The sequence below is a fragment of the Streptomyces sp. NBC_00483 genome, assembly GCF_036013745.1.
Taxonomy (GTDB): domain Bacteria; phylum Actinomycetota; class Actinomycetes; order Streptomycetales; family Streptomycetaceae; genus Streptomyces.
This window is the reverse complement of the sequence record NZ_CP107880.1, coordinates 9,316,698-9,342,865: the sequence shown is the minus strand read 5'-3', so window position 1 is coordinate 9,342,865 and position 26,168 is coordinate 9,316,698. Positions and strand designations below refer to the sequence as shown.

Here is a 26,168-nt window from a genome sequence, read left to right as displayed (position 1 = left end):
ACCCCGAAAGCAGGGGCCGTTCGGCCCGGCGCCCGGGAACGGAACCGCTGCTAGCCTCCAAAAAGGGCGCCGCATTCTCACGGGGGCAAGGGGGAGCGGCTATGGCCAAGGGTTCATACGAGGCGTACCGGAAGGCGCTCAGCGACGTCTACCGCGGCTGGTGGTCGGCGTGGCCGTTGACGGAGCGCGTGGAGGTCGGCGAGGTGCGCAAGCTGCACCGCACCGGCTCGGTCGCCGCGGGCAGCCTCGCGGACCGGGGCATCGAGGCGAAGCCGCGGCCCGCGGGCGCTCCGGGTGACATCACGTACGACGCAGGGGGCACGGTCGCCGTACATTTCAAGGCCGCGGGGGTCGCCGCGGACGGGTTCTCGACGGTGGCGGCGGCCGAGGCCGGGGCACTGGTGGAATTCCGGGACGAGCACAGCGCCCTGATCGTCTACACCGGTCTCGACCAGTCGGGCCTCGCGGACCTCGCGGAGCTGGCCGATTCCCTGGTGCGGCGACTGTGGCGGGGTGACTGGGACCCGGACCTGCTCGTCGTCTCCGATGTCATCGCCGCCCGCGCCGGCACCGTGCTCATCGCCGACCGGGCGGGCGCCAGCGCCGAGCTGCGGCTCGAAGGGGCGGTCGGTCCCGGGCCGTTGCAGCTGGTCGACCTCGCGGGGCGGGGCACCTTCAGCGCGTCGAGCCGGCTGGGCCTGAACTGGACCGGAACGAATCTCACCCCCTGCTACCGCGTGGTCCGGGTGCGCCGTACCTGGCTGAACCGCGTCAGGGAGGAGTACGGCACACCGCAGCCGGGCCGCGGTCTCGCCGCGGGTCCCGTACCTCCGCTGCTGCTGGACGAGGCCCGGGACGAGGCGGTGGCCGTCATCGAACACGTAGAGCAGGCAGAGGACTTGGAGCACCTGGAGTCGGGGGAACGGCTCTAGGCGCGAGCCACCAAGAACACGCGAGGCACCAAGCACAACAGCACACGGCAGGACTTTCGGGGGGCCGGCAATGACCGACGCAGTTATTCGCATCACTGATGACCGGGTTCAACTACACACGAACACCCATGAGTTCGAGTGGATGCTGGGCGACGAGCTGGTCGCGGTCGCACACGACCAGACCGGCGACAAGGCCTCGCCGTTCACCGCGGCACTCGAATCCGGGGCTCCCCCGCAGCAGCGGACCGACATCGGACTGCGCCTGTACCGAGCGGTGTTCGACGCGGCGCCCGCCGGTCGCTGGGCGGAGCTGCAGGAAGGGGCATCCGAGCAGGACCCGCTGCACGTCAGGGTGGACATCGAGTCTCCGACACTCGCCCAACTGCCCTGGGAGTTGATGCGCGACAGGCGGCAGGCGTGGTCGCGCAACAACCTTGTACTGCTGCGTCGCGGGCGGCGCGTCGGGACCTCTGCGGAGACCCCTCCGGAGAGGGGGCCCCTGCGAGTACTGCTGGTGGTGTGCAATCCGCGCGACCGCCGCCTCCTCGCCGACCAGGAGCTGGCGCTGATCGGAGCGGCTCTCACACAGCTGCCCGGCCGGGTGCACACCGAGGTGATCGACGGCCCGAACCTGCGTGAACTGATCGCCGAAGTGACCCATGTCCGCCCGCATGTACTGCACTTCATCGGCCACGGCATGCGCGCGGTCGCCGGGGACACGGGAGGGCTCCACTTCAATGCCGCGCAGCCCGCGATCGGCTCCCCGGACCCGGGCTGGGAAGCGCCAGAGGAGAGCTGGACGCTCGGTCCGGAACAGATGGATCACCTCTATGCCTCCTGGAAGCCTCGGCTCGTGGTGCTCAACGCCTGCCGACAGGCACACGCGCCGGCAGCCGAGTTCGCGGATCTGATCGAGACATGTCTGGATCGGGGCTCCTTGGCGGTAGTGGCCATGCAGGCCGACATCGACTCGCCGGCCGCCGCCGAGTTCTCCCATTCGCTGTACCAGGCGCTGGCCGACGCCCAGCCGATCGACGCGGCAGTCACCGCGGCCCGCAACCATCTGCACATAGACGACTCGAACGGCCCCTCGTGGGCGTTGCCGGTCCTCCAGTGCGGCGTTGAGGATCCACGCGACGTGGTGCGGATGAAGTTCGGCCACCCGGAACCCGAACTGACCCGGTTGAACAAGAGCTGGCCGTTCGCCGAGCTCGCGATGTTCGTGGGGCAGGCCAAGGAACGCCGTACCGGCTGGTGGGAACCGCCCGAGAGCACGGACCCGCCGGACCGTCTCCTCGCCATCACCTCCGCACAGCAGAAGTCCGGCAAGACCTGGCTCGCCAAGTGGTGCCTGCTCACCTGCATGCTGCGCGGCGAGGACATCACCTACGCCGACCTCGCCGACTACGCGGGCCAGGGCCATGGCGACGAGCCGGTGACCCTGGACTGGCTGGCCGTACTGCGGGCGCTGCGCGAGGCGTGCACGGACGACAAGCATCAGCCCAACGCCATGCACGTCACGGAGTTTGCCAGGTTCAACCAGGTGCTCAATCTCGCCGCCCAGGGCGGCCAGCGCTGGGCCGAGGGGATGCCGTCGCCCGCATTCGACCTCGGCCACTCCTTCAAGGTGGATGCCGACCGGCATGCCGAGGCCCGCAGGGCCGAGATCTTCAGTGCCTTCCTGAACACCCTGCGGAGCCGGGCCGTGGCCCGTCGCCGCCCCCATCTGCTGGCCATCGACAGCGTACAGAGGATCAGCGAGTCCGATTTCAGCGACGCCCTCCTGCCGTTACTGCTGGGCCCCGTACAAGACGCCGACAGCGACTTCCCGCTGCGCATTCTGACCGTGGCTCCCCACAGCTGGCCCGGGTTCCGGCATCTGCAGAAGTTCATGGAGGGCTCACCCGTGGTCCTGACAAACCTCCAACAGCCCCACTACAAGCGGCTGGCCAGGGAATTCTGGGAGCGCCAGCGGCATGAGAACCAGATCCTGCGGCGCCAGCGCTTCCAGGACTTCGAGGCACTCTTGGACGGCATGAACGGCCTGCAGGGCACTCAGCAATCCTTCCACGTCGGGATGTATCAGCGGGTCCTGGACACATGGCTCGACATGGGCGGCATGAGGGAGGTGGGCTGATGTCCGATTCGGACGAGCGCCTCGCGGCCGCGTTCACCGAACTCGCCGACCGGCTGGGACAGGGCGAGGCCCTGGACGACATCCGGCGCGCCCTGCTGCCCGCACCGTGGACGGACGCCCTCCAGGCCGCAGCCGTCGCGCGGCTCTTCGACGAGGAGGCGTACGCGGTCATCCGGAACTTCGTGGGCGGCACCCCGCCCGGCCTCACCACTCTGCTGGAGCGCGGCGCCGTGGAGGAGGTCCCCGGCCACCGGCTGAGTTATCAGGTCCCGGATGCGGATCGCCCCGCGTATCTGATCCCCTGGCTGGAGGAGAGCGACAGCCCTCCGTCCCCCAAGCAACTCATCGAACTCGAATGGCTGTTGAGCGAACACTGGCGTTCTCGGGGCCGACCGGCCGAGCAGTTGCGGCATCTGATGCTCGCCGATCCGGAAGGCGCCGCCGCACTCTTCGACGAGCTGTTCCTCGCCAGCGACACCCAGCGTGATTTCACCCGCTGCCAGGACCTCGTCGACGTACTGGCGGATCCGGACCGGGCGGGGATCGCCCCGCGCCCGCTCCTCAAGCTGGCCGAGGACCGCGCCGGCTATCTGCGGGCGCGCACCTACTGGGCCGCCGACTATGCCCGCTGCGCCCAGTTCCTCGAACCGGACGGGCTGTGGGAGCGGGCCAGGAGGCTGCTGTCCGCGCAGGGCCCGCGGGTCTGGCAGATGCACGGCACGGGCGGCACCGGCAAGACCATGCAGCTGCGCTGGCTGGTGTCCCGAAAGGCTGTCACCGCGGAGGCGGACATCAACTGCGCCCGGATCGACTTCGACGTCGTCGACCCGCTGAACGCGGCGCACTGGCCCTGGCTGCTGCTCCTGGAGGCGGCCGAGCAGCTCGAACAGCGGCTGCCGCAGCGGGTGTTCACCGGTCTCGACAAGTACGCCGCCTACCGCTCCCTGCTGCGCCGCCCCACCTCGCGGTCCGCCGCCGAGGCGGCCCGCGGCATCCGTTCGCAGGACGAGAACCGGATCGGGCGCGAGGTCGTCGACGCCTTCACCTCCCGGTTCAACAAGAGCTTCGGCACGGAGCGGCCCGCGCTCCTCGTGGTGGACACACTGGAAGAGGTCGTGCTGCGCAGTGCCTCCCACACGGACGGCCTGCTGCGGCTGCTCGGCGAGACCGTGCGCGCCTGCCCGGCGCTGCGGCTCATCCTCTCCGGCCGCCACGATCTGAGCATCCGGCACGGCCAGGCGCTCGCCTCGCTGGGCGACTACGAGAACGTACAGGTGGCGCAGTTCACCCCTGACGAGGCGGACCGCTATCTGCGCGACATACGCGAGGTCCGGCACTCGGAGCTGCGGGAGATCATCGTGCGACGCAGCGACGGCATGCCGTTCCATCTCGCGCTCTTCGCGGACGTCACCGACCAGAACCCCGAGGTCACCGCGGAGGAGCTGGGCAGCCTGCGCGACCCGCTCATCCGCTACCTCGTCAAGCGGGTGCTGCGGCGCATCGAGGACCCGGTCGTGCTGTGGCTGGTGCGGTACGGGGTGATCCCCCGGCGGCTGCGCCGCGAGCACGTCCATGACATTTTGCGGCCCCATCTGGAGAAGCGGAGGACCGCCGGACCCGCCGAGTCGGCGGACGATCCGCTGACCGACGCGCATCAACTGCACAGCGAGGGGGCGGTCTTCCCGCCCGTCCCGCCGCCGGACCGGGAGCGGCTCAACAACGCCTGGGGGAAGCTGCTCCAGTACGCGGGCGGCTCCTCCTGGATCAGCGAGGTCGCGGGCGACGAGGAGTCCGTGGTGTTCCACAGCGTGGTCCTCGGCCCGATGCGCGACCTCATCTCCGACAAGAACGTCTTCACCGAGTTGCACCGGGACTTCGCCCAGCGCTTCGAGCAGCGGGCCGCCGACGCCGGAGAGGCCGATCCGGAGAACTGGGCCTGGTATCTGCGCGAGTCCCTCTACCACCGCTTCCAGATGCGCGATCCGCGGGCACCCCGGCGTTGGCGCAGCGCGATGGAACGCGCCTGGGCGGGCGGCAATACCGACCAACTGCGCGGTCTCGCCGAGGAGATCCTCGGGGACGAGTACGTGGACCGCGAGGTCCCCCGCCAGGTGCGCGGCGGCACCGTCATCACGTTCTCCCTCATGGCGGAGGCCCATCTGAACATCGCCTACGCCCAGTTCCGCGAGGCCATGGCGGAGGGCACCCCTTCGGTGGCACACGACCATGTGTGGGCCGAGATCGAGCTGCATCTGAAGCGCGCCGACGAGCTGTTCGCGCAGGGCGGCATCAGCGCGCAGGACCGGCCGCACTCGGTGCGCGAGGACGTCGTACGGGCCGCGATGCTGGGCCTCGGCGGGAGCGCGGGGGACGCGGTGCATCTGCTCGACCAGCACGTGCTGGCCCGCGCGGAACTCCCCTCGCTCGAACGACTGTGGGCGCTGAGCATCCGCGCCGCACAACTGCGCCTGCTGCGCTCCGAGGACACGGCGGCGGCGTACCACCAAGTCCTCGCCTTCGCACGGGAGATAGGCCAGCGGGGCGTCGCGGCGACCGCCGCCTCGGAGGAGGCGGCGCAGCGTCGGCTGATGGGCGACGTGGGCCGGGCCATCGAGCTGTACGCGCAGGCCGCCGAACTCCTTGAGGAGGCCGGGCAGCCCACGTTCCAGGCCGTCGCCCAGCGGGCCGGGCTGCTGCTGCGCTGCCGACGCGCGGAGCTGGCCCTCGGCGTGCTCGAAGCGGCGCGTGTCACCACGCCGTCGGAGCAGGCGGACAAGGCGCGGTTGCAGGCCAAGGCGCAGCTGCTGCTAGGCCGGGAGGAACCGGCGCTCACCGCGATCCACCGGGCCGACATCGCCGCGGGACAATTGCAGGGCGCCGAGCGCTACCGGCACCTGGCCCAGAACGCCCAACTGCGCGGCGTCGCCCTCGGCGAGCTCCAGGAACTCTCCGACGCCAACGACTGGTTCACGAGTGCGGCAGGACTGTGGTCCGAACTCGGCTATCTGACGGGTGAACCCGAGTGCCACTATCTGTTCGCCCGCTTCCTGTTGCGCGACTGCATGGACTTCACCTCCGCCCACCGTCTCCTTGAACCCAAGGAATCTCCGGGCCAGGAACCGGAGTTCGCGCTCCGACTGCACCTTCTCGCCCGCGAGTGGGCGAGGCGCACCCACGGGGTGACGTCCGTCGAGGGCATGCCCGTGCCGTACGGGGATCTGCCCGCGCTCGTCCGTCCCCTGCAAGTGCTGTGCCGCATCGCGGATCTGACGGAGGACCAGGAACCCGGGGAGCATTTGCAGCAACTGGCGACGGCGCTGGGCGAGGTGCGGCCCGCCCAGGCGCGCCTGGCCACGTTGCGCGACCTCGTAGACAACCCGGCGCTCGAACACCGTGTGCCCTGGCCGCTGTTGCGCCCCTTCTACGAGATGACGGACGACGGCGACAATCCCGACCAGGCGCTGGCCAAGCTGCTGATCGCGCAGGTCGGCGGCGAGGATCCCGCGCGGTTGAAGCGGGCGGTGGTCAGTCTCGTCGAGGGGGCGGACGGGAACCGGCTCATCGTCTGGCGGTGCGCGCGCATCACCGCGCGCCTCGGCCACCGAAAGCTGGCCGTGCGGCTGCTGCACCGGGTGCCGTGGGAGCAGCCACGGCCCGTGCCGAGCGACGCGCCGCGCGTTCCGCACGCCCGGCTCGCGCTCGCCGCGCTGGTGCTGCTCGCCGGGATCGAACCGGACCGCACCGCGGCGGTGCAGGCGTTCAACCGGGCCGTCGCGCTGGCCTCGCACACCGGCATCGTCCAGCACAGTCTGCCGATGACGCTGACGGAGTGCGCGCGGCGCGTGCAGGTCGACGGCGTGCCGGAGCGGATCGAGGACCTCCTGCTCAGCCTGAGCTGGCCGGTGATGCGCGATACGGACCGCCAGGACGGCCTGCGCCTCTTCCAGGACTGGCCGGGCGAACGGACGCTGGCGCTGCGCCGCCGCCCCGACATCGACCCGGTGGACGACGAGGCCTCGCCGCACCCGGCGAAGCTGGCGGCCTGGCACGCCGACGAGTGGCTGCTGCGCGCCGCCCTGAGCAGGCCCACGCTGCGCCGGCTGCGGTTCGCCCGGCTCGAGTCCGACGATCCGACGGCGCACGCGCTGCCCTGGGAGATGACGCTGCAGCACGCGCTGGACGCGGCGGACGACGACGAGCAGCCGGTGATGTATCGCACGCTGCCCGCCGCGGCCCGCCACATCGATGTGCGCTGGCTGCAGCTCCGCATGAACCGGCGACTCGGGGTGAACCTCGACGTGGACGGCCTCGTGGGCCCGGAGACCCGCAAGGCACTGCACCGCATCCAGCCCGGGGGCCCGACGGCGGGTTGGCCGCTCGTCAGTCCGGAGACCAGGCGCGCACTGCAACGGGACGAGACACGCGAGCCGGGCCCCCGCAAGGTCCTGGTGTTCAGTACGAAGCAGGAGGAGCGAGTGGTGCCTCTGTCGTACTGGCAGCGGCGCCTCCACCTGCAGCAGCGCCGCTTCCCGGTCAAGCTGGTCGTGGTGGACTCGGTGCCCGATCTCGCCGACCGTCTGATGTCGCCTCCGGACGGCACCGACGTCCTGCACATCGCCGCCCCGCTGCGGCAGCGCGACGGCATGCCGTATCTCGAGTTCTCGCCGCCCGGCCATGCCCGCCGGCTGGAGAGCAAGGCGCTCGGCTCGGACGTCTTCCCGAGTCAACTGGCGCGCTGGCTGGCCGGTTTCGAGCCGGGCCGCACGCCGCTGGTGGTGCTCGACCCGCCGTGCCCCGGTTCAGAGGTGGACCTCCACGTCCAACTGGCGCTGCGCAACCTCTTCGCGGCGCAGCTGTTCCGGCTCGGCGACTGCCCCGCGGTCGTGTGCACGGGGCTGTTCCCCGACGGGGGCCTGGAGCATGTGATCGCCTTCTACCAGGCGCTGTCCGAGGAGTCCTCGGTGGCGCACGCGGTACGCGGCATGCGCACGGCGGCCGGTACGGGATCGGAGGACCGGGGCACCACGTTCGAGACCAACGCGGACGCGCTCCGGGCGACGGCGTTGTTCGCGGCGTCCTCCGCGCTGCTGCGCTGCCCGATGGGCCAGTCGTGACACCGCCGGCAGAACTGGAGTCACTGCTCGACGGGTTGGGCGACGAACTTGCCGCATGGCGCAGGCTCGCGTTCGACGGGAAGGCCCCGCTGAAGAAGACACCGCTGGAGAAGCACCGCAGCCAACTCCGTTCGGTGGAAGCGATGTTGAACGAGGGCATCGCGGCAGCGCGCGCCGAGCTGGCCACCGGTTCCGACGCGGCTGGCCTGCCCGTACTGATCCTGGACCTGCACCACGTCTGGGACTACTTCCGCTCGAAGTTCGCACTGCGCAGGCTCGACGAGTACCGCGGCTACCTCGACGCCGCGGACGAACTCGCCTGGTCGTGCTACGAGGGCCCGCTGAATGCGGCGCTCGCGACCGGGGACACGCGGCCCAAGGAACCACCACTGGTGTCGTTCAGCCGGGATCCGGCGCCGCGTGCACACCGGCGCGGGGGCCAGTACCGCGACCTGTTGCCGCGCGGCGGCATGCACACGCGCGCGGGCGTCCAACTGGTGCGCAGCCTGCCGTTCCCGGTGATCGACGTGCCCTGGTACTACGGCTCGCACGTGCCCGCCGTGCTCACCATCACGCATGAGGTCGGCCATCACATCGAGGACGACTTCGACCTGACCGAGACTCTTGCCGCACGGCTCGCGGGCACGTCACTGCCCGAGGCGTGGATCGGCGAGGTGTTCGCGGACGTGTGCGCGAGCCTGGCCTGCGGGGTGGCGTACCCCGCGGTCCTCGCGGACGTCGTGGGCACGCTCATGGAACCCGAACCGGCAGGTGACGCAGCGGAGTTGTCGCCACACCCTCCCCTCGACACCCGCCTCCGGATCTGCTGCGCCGCCCTGGACCTGGCCGGTCACGAGCGCCCGAAGACATGGCCCGCGCCGATCGCCGAGGCCTTGGCGGACGGTCCCGATCCCTCCTCGACGAAGGTGGCAGCGGCCCTCCTCGACGACGGCTACCCGCAATTCGCCTGCCGCCGCCTCCCGGACCTGCTCCCCTCGGCGCCGGCCACCCAGGTGCATGCCGACCGTCTCCTTGCGGGAATCCCGTCCGGCCTGTCCGTCGTGCCCGGTGTGTTCGCGGCGGCGGCACTGGCTTTCCTGACCTGCCCGGCCGAGTACCGCTCCCGCCGCGTCGGCGCCCGTGCGGTTACCGAGGCCCTCGCATTACGGCCTGAGGGACCACGCGCCAAGAAGCGCACGGCCGCAGCAGCGACAGGGGGCCAGCTGCTACTGGCACTGCGCGCGGCGGATACGGAACATCCGACGGGCACGGCACAGTCAGCGGGTACCGAACTCAAGCCACCGCCGCCGCACGCCGATCCCTGACGATCGACCGGCTCATGGCCACCACACCCACGACGGGCCCCACCACGAGCACCAGCAGCGCGACCCGCCACGACGTGTGCTCGACCAGCACAGGCACGCCCCACAGCGTGACCGCGGTGGTCGAGTAGCCGAGCGCAAGCTGCAACGACAGGGCCCCGCCTACGTAGTCGGGGTCGGCCCGTTCGGTGACCAGCGCCGAGAACTGGGCGGAGTCGGCCACCACCCAGAACCCCCAGAAGACACACACCGCGATGACGAGGCCCGACGGCATCGCATCGACACCAACAGCGAGCAGCAGCGCGGCCCCACCGGAACAGACGAGGCAGATGCGCGCCGCGGAGGCACGCCCCCACCGGTCCCCGAGCACTCCACCCAGGAGGCACCCGAACGCGCCAACTCCGATGCACACAAAGGCGATGGTGGAGGCAAGCGCATCGGTCCGCCCCGATCCCTCCACCACCGGCACACTCGCCAGCAGCGACGCCACCGTGCCCCACATCGCGTACAGCTCCCACATGTGCCCCACGTACCCGAGGTCGGCGAGCACGACATCGCGGTTGCGCAGCGACCGCAGGGCGCCCCCGACGGTGACCCGGCGCCGCGGGAACGGGTAGGGACCGGGCCACCGCAGGGAAAGGACGAGCACGCCCCCGCACGCGCCCATCAGGGATGTCACCGCGATGACGAGATGCCAGTCCACGCCTCCCGCGGCGTTCACGGCATGGGGCAGCGCCGAGCCGACGGTGAGCGCGCCGATCATGACTCCCAGCGCCTTGCCCCGCCCGGCGCGGAACCACGTCGCGGTCTCCTTGAGCGCGGGCGGATACACCGCCGCGAGGAAGAACCCGGTGACCAGCCGCAGCACAACAGCCGACCACAGCCCGTCTGCGAGCAGCACCCCACCATTGGCGGCCGCGGCACCCACCGCACCACCACACATCAGAAAACGATTCGCCACCCGGTCGGCCAGCCCGGACATCGCCGACGACACCGCCCCCACGACGAACCCGAGTTGCACGGCGACAGTCAACAACGCCCCGGACCCCGGACTCAGCCCCCACTCCTCCTTCAACTGCGGCAGCACGAACGACGCGGAGAACCACACACTCATCGACAACAACGTGCTCACCGCGACGACAGCCAGCGCGACGCCGGCCCCCATCCGGCACCTCTCCGCGCGACCATGCCCATAACGACTCACGCCTTCACCAACTCCCCTTGCCGACGGGCGGTTGGTGACATGGTGCGCGTGGACGGCGGGGTTCGGCCAGAAACCCTCAGGAGATCCTTGCCATGCGCCTCTGCACGACGACCCGCTCACTCGCCCCGGCGGCGCGCCGGGATCGGTGCGATGCGGCTGTGGACGCGGAAGCGGCCGAGGGTGGTGCTCGTTGAGGGTTCCAGGTGGACGGCGACGGGGCCCGCGAAGGTGTATCCCGACTCCGCGGCGTGGCGGCGGACCTGGACGGCCAGGTGGCGGCTCACGTCGCCGCTGTGGGCGGCGAGTTGGAGGTGGACCGGTGGGGGCAGTTCGACGACGAAGGCGTTGGGGACCAGTACGCGCCGGCGTCCCAGGATCAGCGCCCGGTCGTCGCAGTGCCGGCGGAGTATCGACACCACCTCGCCCCGCTTGCGCCGGGGCGGGAGCAGCCGGGCCCACATCGTGTCCGTCCAGCGCTCCATCGTCCGTTCCACGTCTTCGACCAGTCTCATCATGTTCGGCTGCCCCTCGCAGGGAGCAGGACACTCGTCCGATGGGGTGGCCGATCACCGTCACCCGCACACAAGTACGGGCCCGCCCGAACGAGATGGGCGTGTGGGCAGATCGGATGCGTGAGAGCGGTGTGCGGGTGGTAGACGGAGTCCCACCGCTTCGTCACGGCGAGCAAGTCCCGCCGGATCGGAGGTAGCTCACCGGAGGGGCCGAGCCCGTCCGGAAGGGATGTGATGTGCATGTTGGAAGATGGCCCGTCGGTCGTTCATGATGTGTCGCTCGCGGCGGCCGTGGGGCGGCGTGCCCTGCCGATACGGCTGTGCACGGCGTTCACCCGGTCACTGGGTGCGCAGCACGCGACGATGTCCCTGTTCCCCTGCCTCGAACAGTGGCAGTTGCTGTACGCCAGCGACGAATGCGCTCTGCGGGCCGAAGCCGCCCAGTTCGCGCACGCCGACGGGCCCTCGGTCAGTGCCGCGTTGGAGGCACGGACCGTCTTCGTCCCCGAGGTACGCGGCGGCGACGGCGACCGCTCGCACGTGCCGGACTGGTCCGACGATCTGCCCGGGGTGCGACACGTCCTGGCGCTGGCGCTGCACCGCGAGTTCCGGCCGGTCGGGGTGATCTGCCTCTACTTCACCCGGCCCACCCAGCTGCCCGCGGCGCACATCACCGAGGCCGAACGGGCCGCCGATGTCGCACGCGAGGAACTGCTGCGCTGGCGCCCCGCGCACGCGGACCCCGCGGGTCCCCAGCCGGTCTGGGCCACCGACACCCGCGCGGCCCGCTGGGAACGGATCCACCGGGCCGCCGGTTACGTGGCCGAGCGCGAGGACTGCCCCGTCGGTGACGCTCTGGCGTGGCTACAGACGGCCAGCACACGTCGGAAGCAATCCTTGCTCGACACCTGTGACCTGGTCCTACAGCCCGCCGGGGCGCGTCCGGGCGGGCACCGGCGGGCCCCCGCCGTCGCGTCCTGAGGCGGCCCGCCCGGTGGAGCGCCCTACTCGCCGAGCCGCGCGCGCAGCCGGTCCAGGACACGTGTGAGGAGGCGGGAGACCTGCATCTGCGAGACGCCCAGTTCGCGTCCGATCTCGGCCTGCGTCATCTCGTCGACGAACCGCATCGCGAGGAGTGTGCGTTCCCGATCCGAGAGGGCGGCGATCAGGGGCTTGAGGGCCTGAAGGTTCTCGGCCTTCGCCAACTCCGGGTCGTGGCAGCCGATATGGTCGGCCGGCGTGTCGTCGGCGTCGGTCGACCAGTCGAGCGAGGCGGCGGTACAGCCGGCGGAGGCGGTCAGCCCCTCGGCGACCTCGTCCTCCTCCAGGCCGAGGTCGGCGGCGAGTTCCGCGACGGTGGGCGCGTGGCCGTTGACCTGCTCCAGGCGGGTGTTCGCCCGGTCGAGGTGGTGGCTGAGCTCCTGCAACCTGCGGGGAACGTGCACGGCCCACGTGGTGTCGCGGAAGAAGCGCTTGATCTCGCCCATGACGGTGGGCAGGGCGAAGCTGGTGAACTCCACTCCACGGCACAGGTCGAAGCGGTCGATGGCCTTGATCAGACCGATGGTGCCGACCTGCACGACGTCCTCGTAGCTGTCACTCCGAGTCCGCAGCCGCCGGGCGGCGTAGTGCACGAGGTTCAGGTTGAGCTCGACGAGATTGTTCCGTACGTAGGCGTACTCATGGGTGCCCTCCTCGAGTTCACCCAGCCGGGCGAACAGCGACTTGGACAGCTCGCGGATGTCCGCCGCAGTGAGTCCCCCCGTGTCGGACAGTGACGGAAGGCCCGGAGCGTCGGCCGCCGGGGCCGCACCCCCGAGACCGGTGGTATGTCGTTCGGGCGAATCGGGGCGCTCGATCGCTGAACCGGCGGCCTGGGTCATCTTCGTCGCTCCCTCGTGCGGAAGGCACTCCCCCGCCGGGAGTGCGGCGTCCACGGCCCCTACCCACCACCTCCCGTTACACACCTGCAACTTGACGCTCCGTCACACATGTGACGCAGGTCTACGGAAACACTGCGCTGATTGATGTACTGCTGCGCGTACGCGGGAAGGTCCGGGGCAACCGAAGAAATCAGCGTCGTATCCGTACGACTCGCAGGAGGCACGATGTCCACGCAGGCCGGTCGCCTGTCCGTCACCGAGCTGGCGCGGTGCGAGCACTGTGCCGTGCTGCGCGTGAGCGGAGAACTCGACCAGAACTGCGAGCAGTTCTTCCTCCGGGCGATCGGATCCCTTGTGCTGTCCGGGCACCGGCACCTGGTGCTGGACGTCACGGCACTCACGTTCTGCGACTCGCGCGGCCTCAACTGCCTGCTCGCCGCCCGCTGGCTGTTGCAGCGCCGCGAGGGGATGCTCCTGCTGGCCGGGCCCGGACGCCGCCTGTCCGATCTACTCGTCCAGACCGCCAGCAACGAACTGCTGCCGTCCCACTCCACCGTGAGCCAGGCCCTGAAGGTTCTGCCCCGACACCACCGCCCCGTCTGGCCACCGCCCGCCCACGACGGCGAGGGCGCCGCCGAGCCACCAGCAACCTGCACGGCGGACGGCGAAGCGGGGCAGTGACGCGGGTCAATCACCGGGACCTGGGGGGCAGTTGAGCGCAGGGCGAACCAATTACCGTGCCTCGACAGGAAGTTGACCGCACGGCCCACCGGGTCCCGACGGGGTCAGGCCGCGGCGGGCACATCGCAGGGACAGGGGAGGTACGCCAGCCCAAGTTCGCCGTCGACGGCCCGGCTGGTGCGGGTGGCGGCGTCGGCGACCTTCCCCCAGGAGTCGTACTTGGCGTAGAGCTGGTCGGCGGTGGGGCCGAGAGGGTTGCCGTACTTCACCATGTTGCGCGCTTCGAGGACCCGGACCTCCTCCGGTGTCATCCCGGCGCGGGTGATCTCCTTGGCGTCGTTGCGCATGTCGACGAGCCGGCGGGCGATCTCCTCGGGGCTGCGCCCCTCGGCGCGCATCGTGCACCGTACGTGGTCCATGTCGCCGATGAGGTCGAGGTACCTCATACGGATGTCGCGCTGCTCCACCCGCTCGTCGGGCGTGGAGCGGCGAATCTCGCACACCACGGGTTCCGGGCTCGTACACGCGCCGACGGCGGGCGGCTCCTGGGACAGCGGGGCCACGACGGCCGGGCCGCCGCAGGAGCCGGCGCAGTGGGCGGGCGACGCGGCCGACGCGGTGGGAACGGCGACGAGCCCGGCGGACAGGGCGGTCGTCAGCGCGGTGGCGGCGACCAGAGCGGCACGCTGCACGAGCCGCGTGGAGGTGAGGCGCAGAATCATGCCGCCAGTGTTCGTTGCGGGTGCCACCCGGAGCGGGCGGCGCGCCTGCGGGTCACACCTGCGGGCGAGCGAAGGCACTCCCCCCAGCGAACGCCCCCGGCGACGACCTCGGCGTAATCCCGCAGCATCCACGCCGGGCCCCGCCGGCCCCCCAGCAGACCGACTCAGCGCGGCTGCTGAAGCCCCCGCAGCAGCAGATCGATCAACCGACGCGGATCGTAATCGGTGTCGCTCTCGTGACCGATGCAGAGGTTGCCGATGCCGCGCAGGAGCTCGTAGGGCCGCACACCGGACCGGATCTCGCCGGCCTCGACGGCGGCGTCCAGCAGCCGCTCGGCGACGGGCATCAGACGATCGATGAAGTACGAGTGCAGCGCGGCGAAACCACTGTTGCCCGGCTCCAGCGTGTTGGCCAGGCCGTGCTTGGTGACCAGGAAGTCCACGAACAGGTCGACCCACGCACGCAGCGCCTCGAACGGGGACCCCGCCTCGGCCAGCAGCCGCGGGCCCGCCTCCGCGCACTCCTCGACCTGATGACGGAAGACCGCGACCACGAGCTCCGCACGGGTCGGGAAGTGCCGGTAGATCGTGCCCATGCCGACGCCGGCCTCGGCCGCGATCTGCCGCACCGGTGCGTCGACGCCAGAGGTCACGAACACTCGGGCGGCCGCGGCGAGCAGCTTCTCCTGATTGCGCGCCGCGTCGGCCCGCTTGCCGCGGCCGGCTCCCCCGACCTGGCCTTCCGTGGTTTCCACGCTTTCCTCCCGAGGACTGATCGTCACAGCGAACCCTACTGCGCTTGCAGAAACGGAACAGCGCTCCGTAAGCTAAACGGAGCAACGTTCCGGAAAGTGGGCGGCGACCACATCACGGTCGACACACGCCTCACCGCGAGAGGACATGTCTCATGACCACCAAGCAGCGACCCATCGGCTCCGGATTCACGCCCGCGTCGACGGCTGACGACGTCCTCGCCGACGTCGACCTGACCGGCAAGTACGCCGTCGTCACCGGCGGCCACGCCGGCATCGGACGAGAGGTCACCCGCGCGCTCGCCGCCAGGGGCGCCTCTGTCACCGTCGCCGCCCGCGACCCGCAGCACGCGGCGGACGCACTGGCCTCGGCCGGCATCAAAGAGGTGGACACCGGGCGCCTGGACCTGGCCGACCCGGCCTCCGTCACCGCCTTCGCCGACCGGTGGAACGCCACGGGCCGCCCCCTGCACATCCTCGTCAACTGCGCAGGCGTGGCCGCCCCCGCGACCCGCGAAGTCGAAGGGCGCGGCTACGAGCTGCAGTTCGCCGTCAACCACCTGGGCCACTTCCAGCTCACCCTCGACCTGCTGCCCGCCCTGCGCGCCGCCCACGGAGCCCGCGTCATCAACGTGAGCTCCGGCGCCCACCGCATGTCCGGCATCCGCTGGGACGACGTCAACTTCGGGGCGGGCGACTACAGTTCGGGCCTTGCGTACGCTCAGTCGAAGTGCGCCAACGTCCTGTTCGGCGTCGAACTCGACCACCGCCACGCCACCGATGGCATCCGCGCCTACTCCGCCCACCCCGGCGTCGTCGTCGGCACCGCGCTGAACAGTGCGGCGGGCGAGGAGGCCCTGCGCGCCGAGGGGCTGATCGACGAACAGGGCCGACCGATCATCGACCCCGTCCGCGGCAAGAAGACCGCGGCGCAGGGCGCGGCGACGATCGTGTTCGGCGCCGCGCACCCGGCGCTCGCGAACATCGGCGGTGTCTACCTCAAGGACAGCGACATCGCGCCGCTGGACGACGAGGAGCGGCCGTTGACGGCCGACAGCATCCCGGCCGACGCCATGTCCCACTCCCTCGACCCCGCATCCGCGCGGCGGCTGTGGGAGCTGAGCGAGCGGATGCTGAAGGCGTGAACCGGCCGGTCGCGGTCGGGGTGCGCCCGGCCGGGCCCGATCGGGTGAGCCGCCCGGAATAGCCGCCGAGCCCGCCGAGGTTGACCCCCACATGTGGAGCAGCGAGCAACTCGACCTGGACGCCTATCTCACCCGCCTCGGGTACGAGGGCGACCGTGCGCCCACCCTCGAGACACTGGGGGCCCTGCAGCGCGCACATGTGCTGACCCTGCGGTGGGACACGTACGACTCGTTCCTGTACCGCGAGGTGCGGATCGACGTGCCGTCGGTCCAGGACAAGCTGGTGCGCAGGGGCCGGGGCGGCTACTGCTACGAGCACACCGTGCTGTTCGCCGCCGCACTGGAGGCGCTCGGGTTCCGTTTCACCGCCGTCTCCGCGCGCGTGCAGCTCGGGGCGGACTCCAGCACACCCCGCCCGCTGACCCACGCGATGCTGATCGTGGACCTGGACGGCGGGCGGTGGCTGGTCGACATCGGCTTCGGCGCCAGCCCGTTGGAGCCCATCGAGCTGGTCGACGGCGCCCGCAGCGAGGGCGGACCGTGGCCGTACCTGCTGCGCCGGCAGGTCATCACCCACGGTTCGGAGGGCTGGGCGGTGCACCAGCGTGGGGACGGCCCGGAGGGACCGGAGGGCTGGACGGTGCGGCAGGTGTTCACCGAGGACCCGCAGTACCCCATCGACTACGCGGTCGGTAACCACTTCGTGTCCACGCACGAGCGCTCCCCCTTCGTCACCCGCCCGTACATCCAGCGTCTGCGCACGGACCGGTACGACACGCTCGACGCGCTGGCCTGGACGACCCACCGGCCGGGGCAGGATCCGGTGACGGAGACCGTGCCACCGCGCGAGGTGCCCAAGCTGCTCGACGACGTCTTCGACATCCGCATGGACCCCGAGGAGGCCGCTCTCCTGGTGACCCGGCTGACGGAACTCGACGCCAACCGGCCCCCGGCCACGTAATCCCGCCGCCCCACCCGAGAGTTCGGAGCCCGTTCCAGCCATGCTCTTCGACGTCACCCGCGACGTCCTCGCCGACACCTTCGGCGAGGACCGGCTCGCGACGCTGCCCGCCACCGCCTTCCCGCCGTCCGTCGCGGACACCGAGGGCGTACGCCTCCTGCGGACCGTCGGCGTCCCCACCGGGACACTCCTGCCCTACGAGTCCTCCGCGGAGTCCGGCGGACTGTCCCTCGTCCAGGACGTCGCCGACACCGAGGACTTCGAGGACGCTCCGCCGGACGCGGGCAGCTGGCCCGTCATCGGCTGGCTGCTCAACGCACACCTCGCCCTCGACCCCGGTTCCGGCAAGGTGTACGCCGTCGACACGGACGAGGAGACCGTGCAGGAGCTCCACGCCGATGTCTCCTCACTCATCCACGTGACGCTCCATTTCCAGCGCGTACTGGAGGAGTTCACGTTCGGCGACGAGGGCGAGGAGGCCGGGTTCGAGCGCCTGGACCGCGAGGTCGAGCGGATCCGCAAGGAGACGAGCAGTGTCGACCCGCTCCCCTTCCTCCACGACGAGACCCTCTGGTCGGTGATCGGGGACGAGATCGCCATGGGCCAGCGCTTCGCGGACGGCTCACCGGGAGCGCGCTCGCTCTACGGGTGACCTCGGTGCCGAATACGGGTGACGTCAGTGCCGCCTGCGGGTGACGTCGGTGCCGCTCAGCGCGAGAGCGGGGCGTCCGCGCGAGTGTCCTCCGCGTCGGCGTCCTTGGCGCCGCGCACCCACACCGCGCGCTGCGGGAAGGGGAGTTCGATGCCGGCCGCGTCGAGGGCCTCCTTGGCGCGGCGGCGCAGCTCGCGCGTGACGGCCCACTGCTTCAGCGGCGCGGTCTTCACGACGAGCCGCACCACGATGCCGTCGGCCTCGATGGACTGCACACCCCACACCGACGGGTCCTCCAGCAGGACGCCGTTGTAGGCGTGGTCCTCGCGCAGCGACATGCCGGTCTCCTCCAGCACGGCGAAGACCTTCTCCAGGTTGGAGTCGTACGCCACCGACACGTCGAGCACCGCGCGGGCCCACTCCTGGCTGTCGTTGCGGACGCGCATGATCTCGCCGTTGCGGATGTGCCACAGGCCACCGTTGAGGTCGCGGACCTGGGTGAGGCGGAGGCCGACGTGCTCGACCTCGCCGATGGCCTCGCCGAGGTCGACCGAGTCACCGACGCCGTACTGGTCCTCGATCATGATGAGCATTCCGGCCAGATAGTCGGCGACGAGGCTCTGCGCGCCGAAGCCGATCGCCAGACCCACCACTCCGGCGCTGGCGAGCAGCGGGCCGAGCGCGATGCCGATCTGGTCGAGGATCATGGCCAGGCCCATGACGGAGATGACGATGGTCACGATGCTGCTGAGCACCGAGCCGATGGTGCGCGCCCGCTGCTCGCGCCGCTCCTGCGCCCGGGAGGCATCGCGCTGCAGCACGGCGGGACCGCGGGTGGTGCGCCGCGGCTCACTGCCGTGCTCGTTGGCCTGCAAAACCCTGTTCACGGTCCGGGTTATGGCCCGCTGGGCGAGCGCGCGCACCAGCATGGCACCGAGAACGATCAGGAGGATGCGGAGCGGAACGCCGACGAACGTGCCGAGGTTGTCCCGCAGCCACTCGGGGGCGCCGGTCACGGGGTTCTCGCTGCTGAGGGGATACGACGTGAACGCGTCAAGGGATGACACGGGGAAGCTCCGTTCCGTGGCGGGTCAAGTCCGTGGCAGGACAAGGGAGTACGCGGGGAAGTACTCGGCGCCCGAACCTATTGACCCCTCTCCGCCGAGGTCAAAGCGGTGGAGAGGGATGTGTGGAGCCTTCACGTGTCCCGACGGGACCTTCGCATCCTCGTCACCGCGTCATGCCAAAAGCGACAGCAGAAGTGTCATCAGCAGTCCGCAGACACTCACCAGTGTCTGGATGACGGTGTGGGACTTGGTGGCCTGACCGAGTGTCATCCCGAAGGACTCCTTGACCAGCCAGAATCCCGCGTGGTTCACGTAGTTGAGGCCCACGGAACCCGCGCCGATGGCGACGACGAGCAGCGACGTGGCAAGGCTCGACTCCGTGGCGGCCATCGGAGCAAGGACTCCGGTGGCGGCGACGATGCCCACCGTCGCGGAGCCCGTCGAGAACGACAGCAGCAGGGCCAACAGCCAGCCCAGGACGAGTACGTTGAGGTGTGCGCCCGAGGCGGCCGACTCCACCGCCTTGCCGATGCCGGAGTCCTCGAGGACCTGGTTGAACGCGCCGCCGCCCGCGATGATCAGCAGGATGCCGGCCACGGACCGCAGGCTCTCGCCCAGGGAGTCACGGATCGCCTCGCCGCCCACTCCGCTGGGCAGTGCCACGACGAACAGCGCGAAGAGCAGGCCGAAGAACATCGCGACGACCGGCGAGCCGGTCAGGGCGAGGGTGTGCCGCAGCCCCGCGGGCAGCGCGGGCACGAGGTCGGCGACCGTGTTCAGGAGCATCAGGACGACGGGGACCAGGACCGCGGCGACCGCCCAGCCGGTGGGCACGCTGCGGCGCGGCCGGCCGGCCTCCGTGGTGTCGGCCGAGGTGCCGGCGTCGGCATCAGCGGCTCGGTCACCGGTGAACTGGGCGACGAGCGCCCGGTCCGGCCGGACGTCGAGGCGCGGCGCGATCCACCGGCCGTAGACGGGGCCCGCGAGGATGACCGTGGGTATCGCGCACACCAGGCCGACGCCGATGGTCAGACCGAGGTTGGCGTGCAGGCCGTTCACCCCGATCAGCGGTCCCGGGTGCGGCGGCACCATGCCGTGCAGGGTGCACAGGGCGGCGATCGCCGGGGCGGCGAGGGCCACGTACGGGGAGCCCTTGACGTCGTGGTCGTCGCGCAGCCGCCGCGCCACGCTGAAGATCAGCGGCAGCAGCACGATGAGGCCGACCTCGAAGAACATCGGGATGCCGATGACGAACGCCGCACCGGCCATGTACCACGGCAGCGATCTGCGACCGGCCCGGTGGACGATGAGCCGGGCGATGCGGTCGGTGGCTCCGGAGTCGGACAGCAGCCGACCCAGCATCGCTCCGAAGGCGAGGGTCACACCGACGTCGCCGAGGATCGAGCCCGCGCCCGTCTCCAGTGACTCGGCGATCTTCTCCGCGGGTTCACCGGCGGCGACGGCCGCGGCGAGCGAGACCAGCGTCAGGGCCACGAAGGGGTGCAGGCGCAGCCGCGAGTTGATCAGTGCGATCAGCGCGACGATGGACAGGACGAGGATGGCCAGGAGTCCCCAGGTGTGCGTGGTCACCGGCAACCTCCGCGCGTGCTGTCGCGCAGGCCGTCCCTGGCCTCTGCGGTGGGTGGCGTCATGGGGAAACTCCTGGTCAAAGCGGCTCGGGCAGGAAGGATCAGCAACGGATCGGCGAACGCACACGGGGTCGGCCGGGGGATGATCCGGGTGAACGTATCCCGCTGCGATCCGCGCCGAACAGGTTGCGCGCGCAAGCCGCGAAACCCGCCTTGTGCGGGTTGTGCTCATTGAGTGCACGTCCGGGACGGGGCCCCTGAAGGTCCCGCGAGAGGCGGCGGATACCGTCGCGACGTGAGGTTCTCCAGGTCCAAGCGGTGGCGCAGTCGACGCCTGCGGCTGCGTACCCAGGTACTGCTGCTGCAGAGCGCAGTCGTCGCGCTCGCCCTCACCGCCGCCTTCGGGGCCTTCGCATACGTCAACGATCGCCATGTCGAGCGCGAGTACCAGCTGCGGGCGCTGGGCGTGGCCCGCACCGTCGCCGCGAACCCGGTCGTCCGTGCGCAGGCGGCCCGCTACTCCGTGTCCGGCGACGGACACCGCAGGGCCCGCGCGGAGAAGGAGATCGACGCCCTCGCCGAAGGACCGGTGCAGGCGCTGGCGCAGGCCGCCCGGGCCCGTACCGGATCGCTGTTCGTGGTGGTCACGGACGACCGCGGCGTCCGCCTCGCCCACCCGCAGAAGAGCCAGCTCGGACGCATGGTGAGCACCGACCCGTCACGTGCGCTCGCCGGGCACGAGGTGCTCGACCACGACCACGCGCACCTCGGCGAGGAGATCGTGGCGAAGGTCCCCGTCTACGCCCCGCACAGCCGTCGTGTGGTGGGCGAGGCCAACGCGGGGGTCGCCGCGAGCCACGTGCACGACCAGGTCGTCCGCGTACTCATTGTCGGTCTGGCCTGCCTGGCGGTGGCACTGCTCGTGGGTGTGATGGCCTCCGCCGCGCTCGCCCGGCGGTGGCGACGGCTCACCCTCGGCCTGGAGCCGGAGGAACTGGTGGGTCTCGTGCAGGAGCAGGAGGCGGTGCTGCACGGCATCGGCGACGGTGTGCTCGCGCTCGACGCGCGGGAGCGGGTGACGGTCGTCAACGACGAGGCGCGGCGGCTGCTCGCGGTGGACGGACCGGTGGGCGCCCCGGTGTCCGAATGGGGCCTCAACCCACGGGTGTTGGCGGTGGCCCGCGCGGCCCGGCCGGACGGCGGGGGCGGTGAACCGGTGGTGACCACGGCGGGCGAACGGGTCCTCGTGGTGTCGGCCCGGCGGGTGCGCAGGGCCGACCGGGACCTGGGCACGCTCGTCACCGTCAAGGACCGTACGGACGTCGAGTCGCTGACGCGGCAGCTGGACGCGGTGCAGGCGATGGGTATGGCACTGCGCGCCCAGCGCCACGAGTTCAGCAACCGGCTGCACGTGGTGGCAGGCCTGGTCCACGGCGGCCATCTGACACAGGCGGCCCGCTACCTGGAGGAACTCCTCGGCACGGGCTCGACGTCGGTCTCCCTGCCCGGCCTGGACGCGGTGGACGACGCGTACCTGCGCACCTTCCTGCGCGCGAAGGCGGCCCAGGCACGCGAGAACGGCGTGGAGCTGACCCTCGGCGAGGGCACCTGGATCGACTCCCCCGTCACCGAACCGGTCGATGTCACCACCGTCCTCGGCAACCTGCTCGACAACGCCGTGCACGCCGCGGGGGAGGGCAGCCGCACATCACGACGGATGGAAGTGGAACTGATGACGCACGGCACGACGCTCGTGATCACCGTGGCGGACAGCGGCGACGGTGTCCCGTTGGCCCACGCCGAGGACATCTTCGAGGAGGGTGTCTCGTCCAAGGAGGACACCTCGACGCCCGGCGGCCGGGGCGTCGGGCTTGCGCTGGTGCGGCAGATCGCACGGAGCCGTGGCGGAGAGGTCGAGCTTGTGACACCGGGCGGCCCGGGCAACGACGAGGATCCCGGCGGCGCCGTGTTCGTGGCACGGCTGCCGGGCGTACTGGAGGAGGCACGGTGAGCGAGAGGACCACGCTGTCGGTGCTGGTGGTGGACGACGACTTCCACGTGGCAGGCCTGCACGCCTCCCACGTGGCGCAGGCCCCCGGATTCACGGTGGTGGCCACCGCGCAGTCGGCCCAGCAGGCGCGCGAGATCGTACGGGAGCGGCAGGTCGACCTGGCCCTGGTGGACGTGTACCTCCCGGACGGCTCCGGCGTGGACCTGGTCCGCGAACTACCCTGCGACTGCTTCGTGTTGAGCGCGGCGACGGAGGGACAAACTGTCCGGGCAGCACTGTCGGCCGGCGCGCTCACCTACCTGGCGAAGCCGTTCCCTCCGCAGCGCCTGATCGACCGCCTTCGCGGCTACGCCCGCTACCGCCGCACATTGGACTCCCCGCACGTCGACCAGGACACGATCGACGAAGCGGTGGCCACGCTCTTCGCTCCCCCACCGCGCCGCGACCGCCCCACCGGCGCACACGCCGCCACCCGCCAACTGGTACTCACCACCGTCCGGGGGGCCGACGCCGCCCTGTCCGCCGCGGAGGTGGGCCACTCCATCGGCATCTCCCGCGCCACGGCCCAACGCCACCTCGCGGGCCTGTGCACGGACGGCCTGCTGCGCATGCGACTGCGGTACGGGGCCACGGGGCGCCCCGAGCAGGAGTACCGACCGGCGGGTTGAGGGTCCTCGGCAGCGGTTACGTGGCCCGGGGCAGGACCCCGCCCCCGTCAGCACCGACCACGCCCAGCAGGGCCAACGTCTCGGCGTCCCGGGATCCGGGTGGCGCGCTGTACAGCACGAGGCGCTGGTCGCGGTCGGTGAGTGCGAGGGCGTCGCAGTCGACGGTGACCTCTCCGACGACCGGGTGGTGGAACGTCTTGGTGAGGGTCGGCGCCGCGTGCACGTCGCGCAGCTCCCACAGCCGGGCGAACTCGCGGCTCTCGTCGCGCAGTTCGGCGACGAGACCGGCGACCGCGGGATCCTCCGGGTAGCGGGCGAGGGCGGCCCGCAGCTCCATGACGACGTGCTGACGGAACTCGGCGGCATCGGAGATCCCGTAGAGCGGCGCCTGCGGACGCTGCGGCCCGAGAAAGGCACGGCGCGCCAAGTTGCGCTCATCGGGGGCCAGTTCGGCGTAGTCCTCCATGAGCGCGGCCGTCAGGTCGTTCCACGCAAGCACCTCGAACACGGCGGATGTCACGAACGCGGCCGTCTGCGGCAGCCGCGCGAGGAGCGCGAGGATGCTCGGGCGAACGTCGCGCCGGTGCAGCCCGCTGCGATTCGGTGCGGTGCCCGCGAGGACATGGAGGTGGTCGGCCTCGGCGTCGGTGAGCCGCAGCGCTCCCGCGATCCCGGCGAGCACCTCACCGGACGGCCGCGGCGCCCGCCCCTGCTCGAGCCGGACGTAGTACTCCGTGGAAATGTGCGCGAGGACCGCCACTTCCTCGCGGCGAAGCCCCGGTGTCCGGCGTCGCGCCCCAAAGGGCAGGCCGACGTCCTGCGGCTTGAGGCGCTCACGGCGGCTGCGGAGGAACGAACCCAGTTCCTGCTTGTCCATGCCCCCAGTGTGCCCGCCCCGCGGCCGCACATCCTGGTACCGGTTGTGCCTGTATCGGACCCGCGGACCGCGCCGACACTCCCCTCATGACGAACCACATGACAAACCACATGACGAACCGCATGACGCACCCGCCCATCGGCCTGCTCGCCGGCAAGGTCGTGTTCATCACCGGCGCCAGCCGCGGCATCGGGGCGGCCGCCGCCCGCCTCTTCGCCCAGGAAGGCGCCGCCGTGGTGCTCGCCTCGCGCGGCACCGAAGCGCTCCAGCGCATCGTCACCGAGATCCGCGCCGACGGCGGCGTGGCCGACGCCGTCCCGCTGGACCTGGCCGACCGGGACAGCATCCGCGCGGCGGTCGACCACGTGGAGGACGTGCACGGCCGGCTCGACGGCGCGTTCAACAACGGCGCGGCGATCCAGCAACCCGGACCGCTCCACACCACCAGCGACGAGGACATCGACGAGCAGTTCGCCGTCAACTTCCGCGCGCACTGGACCGCCATGACCGCGGAGGCCGCACTCATGCGACGCGGCGGGGGCGGGTCGATCGTCAATACGTCGAGCATCGGCAGCCGCCGCGCGAACCCCGCCCTGCCCGCCTACGGCGCCATGAAGCGCGCGCTCAACAGCATCACCGAGACCGCCGCGGTCAGTTGGGCCCCGGACGGGATCCGGGTGAACGGCCTCACTCCCGGCGGCACGGCCACCGAGATGATCGACGCATGGGAGGCCGCGACCCCCGGCATCGTCGAGCAGGTGAAGTCGGCGATCCCCCTCGGCCGGATGGCCGAACCCCGCGAGGTCGCCGAGGCGGCGGCGTGGCTCCTCAGCGACCGGGCGTCGATGGTGACCGGGGCGGTGGTGCCGGTGGACGGCGGGGCGGGGGCCTGAATCGACCGGGCGGGCGGATGCGATGTTCCGCTCCCCCGGCATCCACGCGGTGGATGAGCGGCATCCGAAGTCGCGATGACCCGGAGGATTCCCAACCGGGCCTGTCACCAGCACAGTTGCGCATACGTCACCGGCCGACGTGCCCGTGACGCACTCCAGGCACCGGCATGTCACCCCTCCGAGAGGACCCCGTCATGGCCCCTTCCAGGACCACGGCGCTGCGGCGCGCCCTTGGCATCGCCCCGCTGCACGGGCTGCGTTCCGCCGGCCCGTGCGTGACACGGGTCGCCTGCGGGGCCGTCATGGCCGTGCACGGCGTGGACAAGCTGGTGCACGGTCCCGACGGCTTCGGTGCCTTCCTCGCAAGCCTGGACGTCCCCGCGCCCTCGGCCGTCGGCTGGGCCGTGGCTCTCGGTGAGTCGCTCGGCGGACTGTTCCTCGTGGTGGGGCTGCTGTCCCGGCTCACGGCGCTGCTGCTGTCGGTCCACCTGTGTGTCGCACTGGCCCTGGTCAATACGGACACGGGATTCATCACGCCGCAGCAGGGCGCCGCGAGTGGCGCGGGCGCGGAGTTTCCGCTGGTGCTCATCGCCGGCTTCCTCGCCGTCGCACTCTCGGGTCCGGGCCCGGTGGCGCTCGACCGGGTCCTCGGCATCGAGGGCGTGCCGACGGCTGGGCCGTCCGGCGCCGGGCGCCGCGTCGTGTCCACGGGCCCGTCGGCGGTCCGTGTGTCGCTCGTCAGCGGGCTGATCGGGGGTGTCATCGGCGCGGTGATGAGCGCGGTGGCCAACTACCTGGTCGTCGGCATGCCTTTGAACGCCGCCGCCAACGCGGCCAACCACGCCGTGTCCGGGCTGATCAGCGGTTTCCTCGCCGGCTTCCTCGGACTGTGGACGCATCTGCGCAAGACCGGTCGGGGGCTCGCTGCCGCGAGCGGGGAGCCGGGCGACCGTCCGGACGCGGCCCTGGCGGCGCCACCCATGTCCCCCGCATCGCCCGTCTCCCCCGGGTCCGACGCCTGACGCCTGCCGCCCGAGATCCCGAGC

Annotated in this window: 21 protein-coding genes; 13 read left to right on the top strand and 8 right to left on the bottom strand. The window is 71.2% G+C overall.

Features of this window, described 5'->3' with window-relative positions; genetic code table 11:
• The first annotated feature begins 101 nt into the window (after window positions 1–101).
• The 4 genes from OHA73_RS41795 (at window position 102) to OHA73_RS41780 (ending at window position 9,508) form a co-directional block, all read left to right on the top strand.
• Entirely contained in the window at window positions 102–932 is an 831-nt protein-coding gene (locus OHA73_RS41795; RefSeq protein WP_327657923.1) for a hypothetical protein, read from the top strand.
• A gap of 70 nt (window positions 933–1,002) precedes the next feature.
• On the top strand, window positions 1,003–3,069 hold the full coding sequence (locus OHA73_RS41790; protein WP_327657922.1) for a CHAT domain-containing protein: 2,067 nt from the start codon (window positions 1,003–1,005) through the stop codon (window positions 3,067–3,069).
• On the top strand, window positions 3,069–8,183 hold the full coding sequence (locus tag OHA73_RS41785) for a hypothetical protein (protein WP_327657921.1): 5,115 nt from the start codon (window positions 3,069–3,071) through the stop codon (window positions 8,181–8,183). The genes OHA73_RS41790 and OHA73_RS41785 overlap by 1 nt, the downstream gene beginning before the upstream one ends.
• Window positions 8,180–9,508, top strand: coding sequence for a hypothetical protein (locus OHA73_RS41780; RefSeq protein WP_327657920.1), 1,329 nt, complete (start codon window positions 8,180–8,182; stop codon window positions 9,506–9,508). Before OHA73_RS41785 ends, OHA73_RS41780 begins: the two co-directional genes overlap by 4 nt.
• Here the strand turns inward: OHA73_RS41780 and OHA73_RS41775 are convergent.
• Both OHA73_RS41775 and OHA73_RS41770 read right to left on the bottom strand, forming a co-directional pair.
• On the bottom strand, window positions 9,477–10,670 hold the full coding sequence (locus tag OHA73_RS41775; protein WP_327657919.1) for an MFS transporter: 1,194 nt from the start codon (window positions 10,668–10,670) through the stop codon (window positions 9,477–9,479). The two genes, OHA73_RS41780 and OHA73_RS41775, sit on opposite strands and share 32 nt — an antisense overlap.
• A 155-nt stretch (window positions 10,671–10,825) precedes the next feature.
• Entirely contained in the window at window positions 10,826–11,224 is a 399-nt protein-coding gene (locus OHA73_RS41770; protein WP_327657918.1) for a DUF3662 domain-containing protein, read from the bottom strand.
• A 237-nt stretch (window positions 11,225–11,461) separates the two neighbouring features.
• Between OHA73_RS41770 and OHA73_RS41765 the strand changes: the two genes are divergently transcribed.
• Window positions 11,462–12,202, top strand: coding sequence for a GAF domain-containing protein (locus OHA73_RS41765; RefSeq protein WP_266724205.1), 741 nt, complete (start codon window positions 11,462–11,464; stop codon window positions 12,200–12,202).
• Window positions 12,203–12,225: 23 nt separating this feature from the next.
• Here OHA73_RS41765 and OHA73_RS41760 read toward each other — a convergent pair whose 3' ends face one another.
• Window positions 12,226–13,104, bottom strand: a complete 879-nt coding sequence (locus tag OHA73_RS41760) for a SigB/SigF/SigG family RNA polymerase sigma factor (protein WP_327657917.1) — start codon at window positions 13,102–13,104, stop codon at window positions 12,226–12,228.
• Window positions 13,105–13,329: 225 nt separating this feature from the next.
• Between OHA73_RS41760 and OHA73_RS41755 the strand changes: the two genes are divergently transcribed.
• Complete coding sequence (locus tag OHA73_RS41755) at window positions 13,330–13,785, top strand: STAS domain-containing protein (protein WP_327657916.1); 456 nt, start codon at window positions 13,330–13,332, stop codon at window positions 13,783–13,785.
• Window positions 13,786–13,889: 104 nt separating this feature from the next.
• Here the strand turns inward: OHA73_RS41755 and OHA73_RS41750 are convergent, their stop codons facing one another.
• On the bottom strand, window positions 13,890–14,507 hold the full coding sequence (locus OHA73_RS41750) for a hypothetical protein (RefSeq protein ID WP_327657915.1): 618 nt from the start codon (window positions 14,505–14,507) through the stop codon (window positions 13,890–13,892).
• Window positions 14,508–14,671: 164 nt separating this feature from the next.
• Window positions 14,672–15,262 (bottom strand): TetR/AcrR family transcriptional regulator, encoded by a 591-nt coding sequence (locus OHA73_RS41745; protein WP_266724200.1) that lies wholly within the window; start codon window positions 15,260–15,262, stop codon window positions 14,672–14,674.
• Window positions 15,263–15,414: 152 nt separating this feature from the next.
• Between OHA73_RS41745 and OHA73_RS41740 the strand changes: the two genes are divergently transcribed.
• The 3 genes from OHA73_RS41740 to OHA73_RS41730 all read left to right on the top strand — a co-directional run bounded on the left by OHA73_RS41740 (window position 15,415) and on the right by OHA73_RS41730 (window position 18,017).
• Entirely contained in the window at window positions 15,415–16,404 is a 990-nt protein-coding gene (locus tag OHA73_RS41740; RefSeq protein WP_327657914.1) for an SDR family NAD(P)-dependent oxidoreductase, read from the top strand.
• A 91-nt stretch (window positions 16,405–16,495) separates the two neighbouring features.
• Window positions 16,496–17,365 carry an arylamine N-acetyltransferase family protein gene (locus OHA73_RS41735; RefSeq protein WP_327657913.1) on the top strand — a complete coding sequence of 290 codons (870 nt, stop codon included), beginning with the start codon at window positions 16,496–16,498 and terminating at the stop codon, window positions 17,363–17,365.
• A gap of 40 nt (window positions 17,366–17,405) precedes the next feature.
• Entirely contained in the window at window positions 17,406–18,017 is a 612-nt protein-coding gene (locus OHA73_RS41730) for an SUKH-4 family immunity protein (protein WP_327657912.1), read from the top strand.
• A gap of 56 nt (window positions 18,018–18,073) precedes the next feature.
• Here the strand turns inward: OHA73_RS41730 and OHA73_RS41725 are convergent, their stop codons facing one another.
• Window positions 18,074–19,084 (bottom strand): mechanosensitive ion channel family protein, encoded by a 1,011-nt coding sequence (locus tag OHA73_RS41725; RefSeq protein WP_327657911.1) that lies wholly within the window; start codon window positions 19,082–19,084, stop codon window positions 18,074–18,076.
• Window positions 19,085–19,255: 171 nt separating this feature from the next.
• The gene (locus tag OHA73_RS41720) at window positions 19,256–20,674 is read right to left on the bottom strand and encodes a GntP family permease (protein WP_327657910.1); all 1,419 of its coding nucleotides are present in this window, start codon (window positions 20,672–20,674) and stop codon (window positions 19,256–19,258) included.
• A gap of 294 nt (window positions 20,675–20,968) precedes the next feature.
• Between OHA73_RS41720 and OHA73_RS41715 the strand changes: the two genes are divergently transcribed.
• Together OHA73_RS41715 and OHA73_RS41710 are read left to right on the top strand one after the other, a co-directional pair.
• On the top strand, window positions 20,969–22,684 hold the full coding sequence (locus tag OHA73_RS41715; RefSeq protein WP_327657909.1) for a sensor histidine kinase: 1,716 nt from the start codon (window positions 20,969–20,971) through the stop codon (window positions 22,682–22,684).
• Window positions 22,681–23,352 (top strand): response regulator, encoded by a 672-nt coding sequence (locus tag OHA73_RS41710; protein ID WP_327657908.1) that lies wholly within the window; start codon window positions 22,681–22,683, stop codon window positions 23,350–23,352. Before OHA73_RS41715 ends, OHA73_RS41710 begins: the two co-directional genes overlap by 4 nt.
• A gap of 16 nt (window positions 23,353–23,368) precedes the next feature.
• On the opposite strand, the gene OHA73_RS41705 is transcribed toward OHA73_RS41710, so the two are convergent.
• A complete protein-coding gene (locus OHA73_RS41705) occupies window positions 23,369–24,229 on the bottom strand; it encodes a helix-turn-helix transcriptional regulator (protein WP_327657907.1) in 861 nt (286 codons plus the stop codon).
• Between the two features lie 98 nt (window positions 24,230–24,327).
• Between OHA73_RS41705 and OHA73_RS41700 the strand changes: the two genes are divergently transcribed.
• Window positions 24,328–25,122 carry an SDR family NAD(P)-dependent oxidoreductase gene (locus OHA73_RS41700; RefSeq protein ID WP_327658629.1) on the top strand — a complete coding sequence of 265 codons (795 nt, stop codon included), beginning with the start codon at window positions 24,328–24,330 and terminating at the stop codon, window positions 25,120–25,122.
• Window positions 25,123–25,316: 194 nt separating this feature from the next.
• Window positions 25,317–26,144: a DoxX family protein gene (locus OHA73_RS41695; RefSeq protein WP_327657906.1), complete on the top strand. Its 828-nt coding sequence runs from the start codon at window positions 25,317–25,319 to the stop codon at window positions 26,142–26,144.
• Window positions 26,145–26,168 lie beyond the last annotated feature (24 nt).

Excerpts from the sequence above, each read along its gene's own strand:
- OHA73_RS41795 (WP_327657923.1), top strand. The coding sequence starts at position 102 with ATGGCCAAGGGTTCATACGAGGCGTACCGGAAGGCGCTCAGCGACGTC.
- OHA73_RS41790 (WP_327657922.1), top strand. The coding sequence starts at position 1,003 with ATGACCGACGCAGTTATTCGCATCACTGATGACCGGGTTCAACTACAC.
- OHA73_RS41785 (WP_327657921.1), top strand. The coding sequence starts at position 3,069 with ATGTCCGATTCGGACGAGCGCCTCGCGGCCGCGTTCACCGAACTCGCC.
- OHA73_RS41775 (WP_327657919.1), bottom strand. The coding sequence starts at position 10,670 with ATGGGGGCCGGCGTCGCGCTGGCTGTCGTCGCGGTGAGCACGTTGTTG.
- OHA73_RS41770 (WP_327657918.1), bottom strand. The coding sequence starts at position 11,224 with ATGATGAGACTGGTCGAAGACGTGGAACGGACGATGGAGCGCTGGACG.
- OHA73_RS41765 (WP_266724205.1), top strand. The coding sequence starts at position 11,462 with ATGTTGGAAGATGGCCCGTCGGTCGTTCATGATGTGTCGCTCGCGGCG.
- OHA73_RS41760 (WP_327657917.1), bottom strand. The coding sequence starts at position 13,104 with ATGACCCAGGCCGCCGGTTCAGCGATCGAGCGCCCCGATTCGCCCGAA.
- OHA73_RS41755 (WP_327657916.1), top strand. The coding sequence starts at position 13,330 with ATGTCCACGCAGGCCGGTCGCCTGTCCGTCACCGAGCTGGCGCGGTGC.
- OHA73_RS41750 (WP_327657915.1), bottom strand. The coding sequence starts at position 14,507 with ATGATTCTGCGCCTCACCTCCACGCGGCTCGTGCAGCGTGCCGCTCTG.
- OHA73_RS41740 (WP_327657914.1), top strand. The coding sequence starts at position 15,415 with ATGACCACCAAGCAGCGACCCATCGGCTCCGGATTCACGCCCGCGTCG.
- OHA73_RS41735 (WP_327657913.1), top strand. The coding sequence starts at position 16,496 with ATGTGGAGCAGCGAGCAACTCGACCTGGACGCCTATCTCACCCGCCTC.
- OHA73_RS41730 (WP_327657912.1), top strand. The coding sequence starts at position 17,406 with ATGCTCTTCGACGTCACCCGCGACGTCCTCGCCGACACCTTCGGCGAG.
- OHA73_RS41705 (WP_327657907.1), bottom strand. The coding sequence starts at position 24,229 with ATGGACAAGCAGGAACTGGGTTCGTTCCTCCGCAGCCGCCGTGAGCGC.
- OHA73_RS41700 (WP_327658629.1), top strand. The coding sequence starts at position 24,328 with ATGACAAACCACATGACGAACCGCATGACGCACCCGCCCATCGGCCTG.
- OHA73_RS41695 (WP_327657906.1), top strand. The coding sequence starts at position 25,317 with ATGGCCCCTTCCAGGACCACGGCGCTGCGGCGCGCCCTTGGCATCGCC.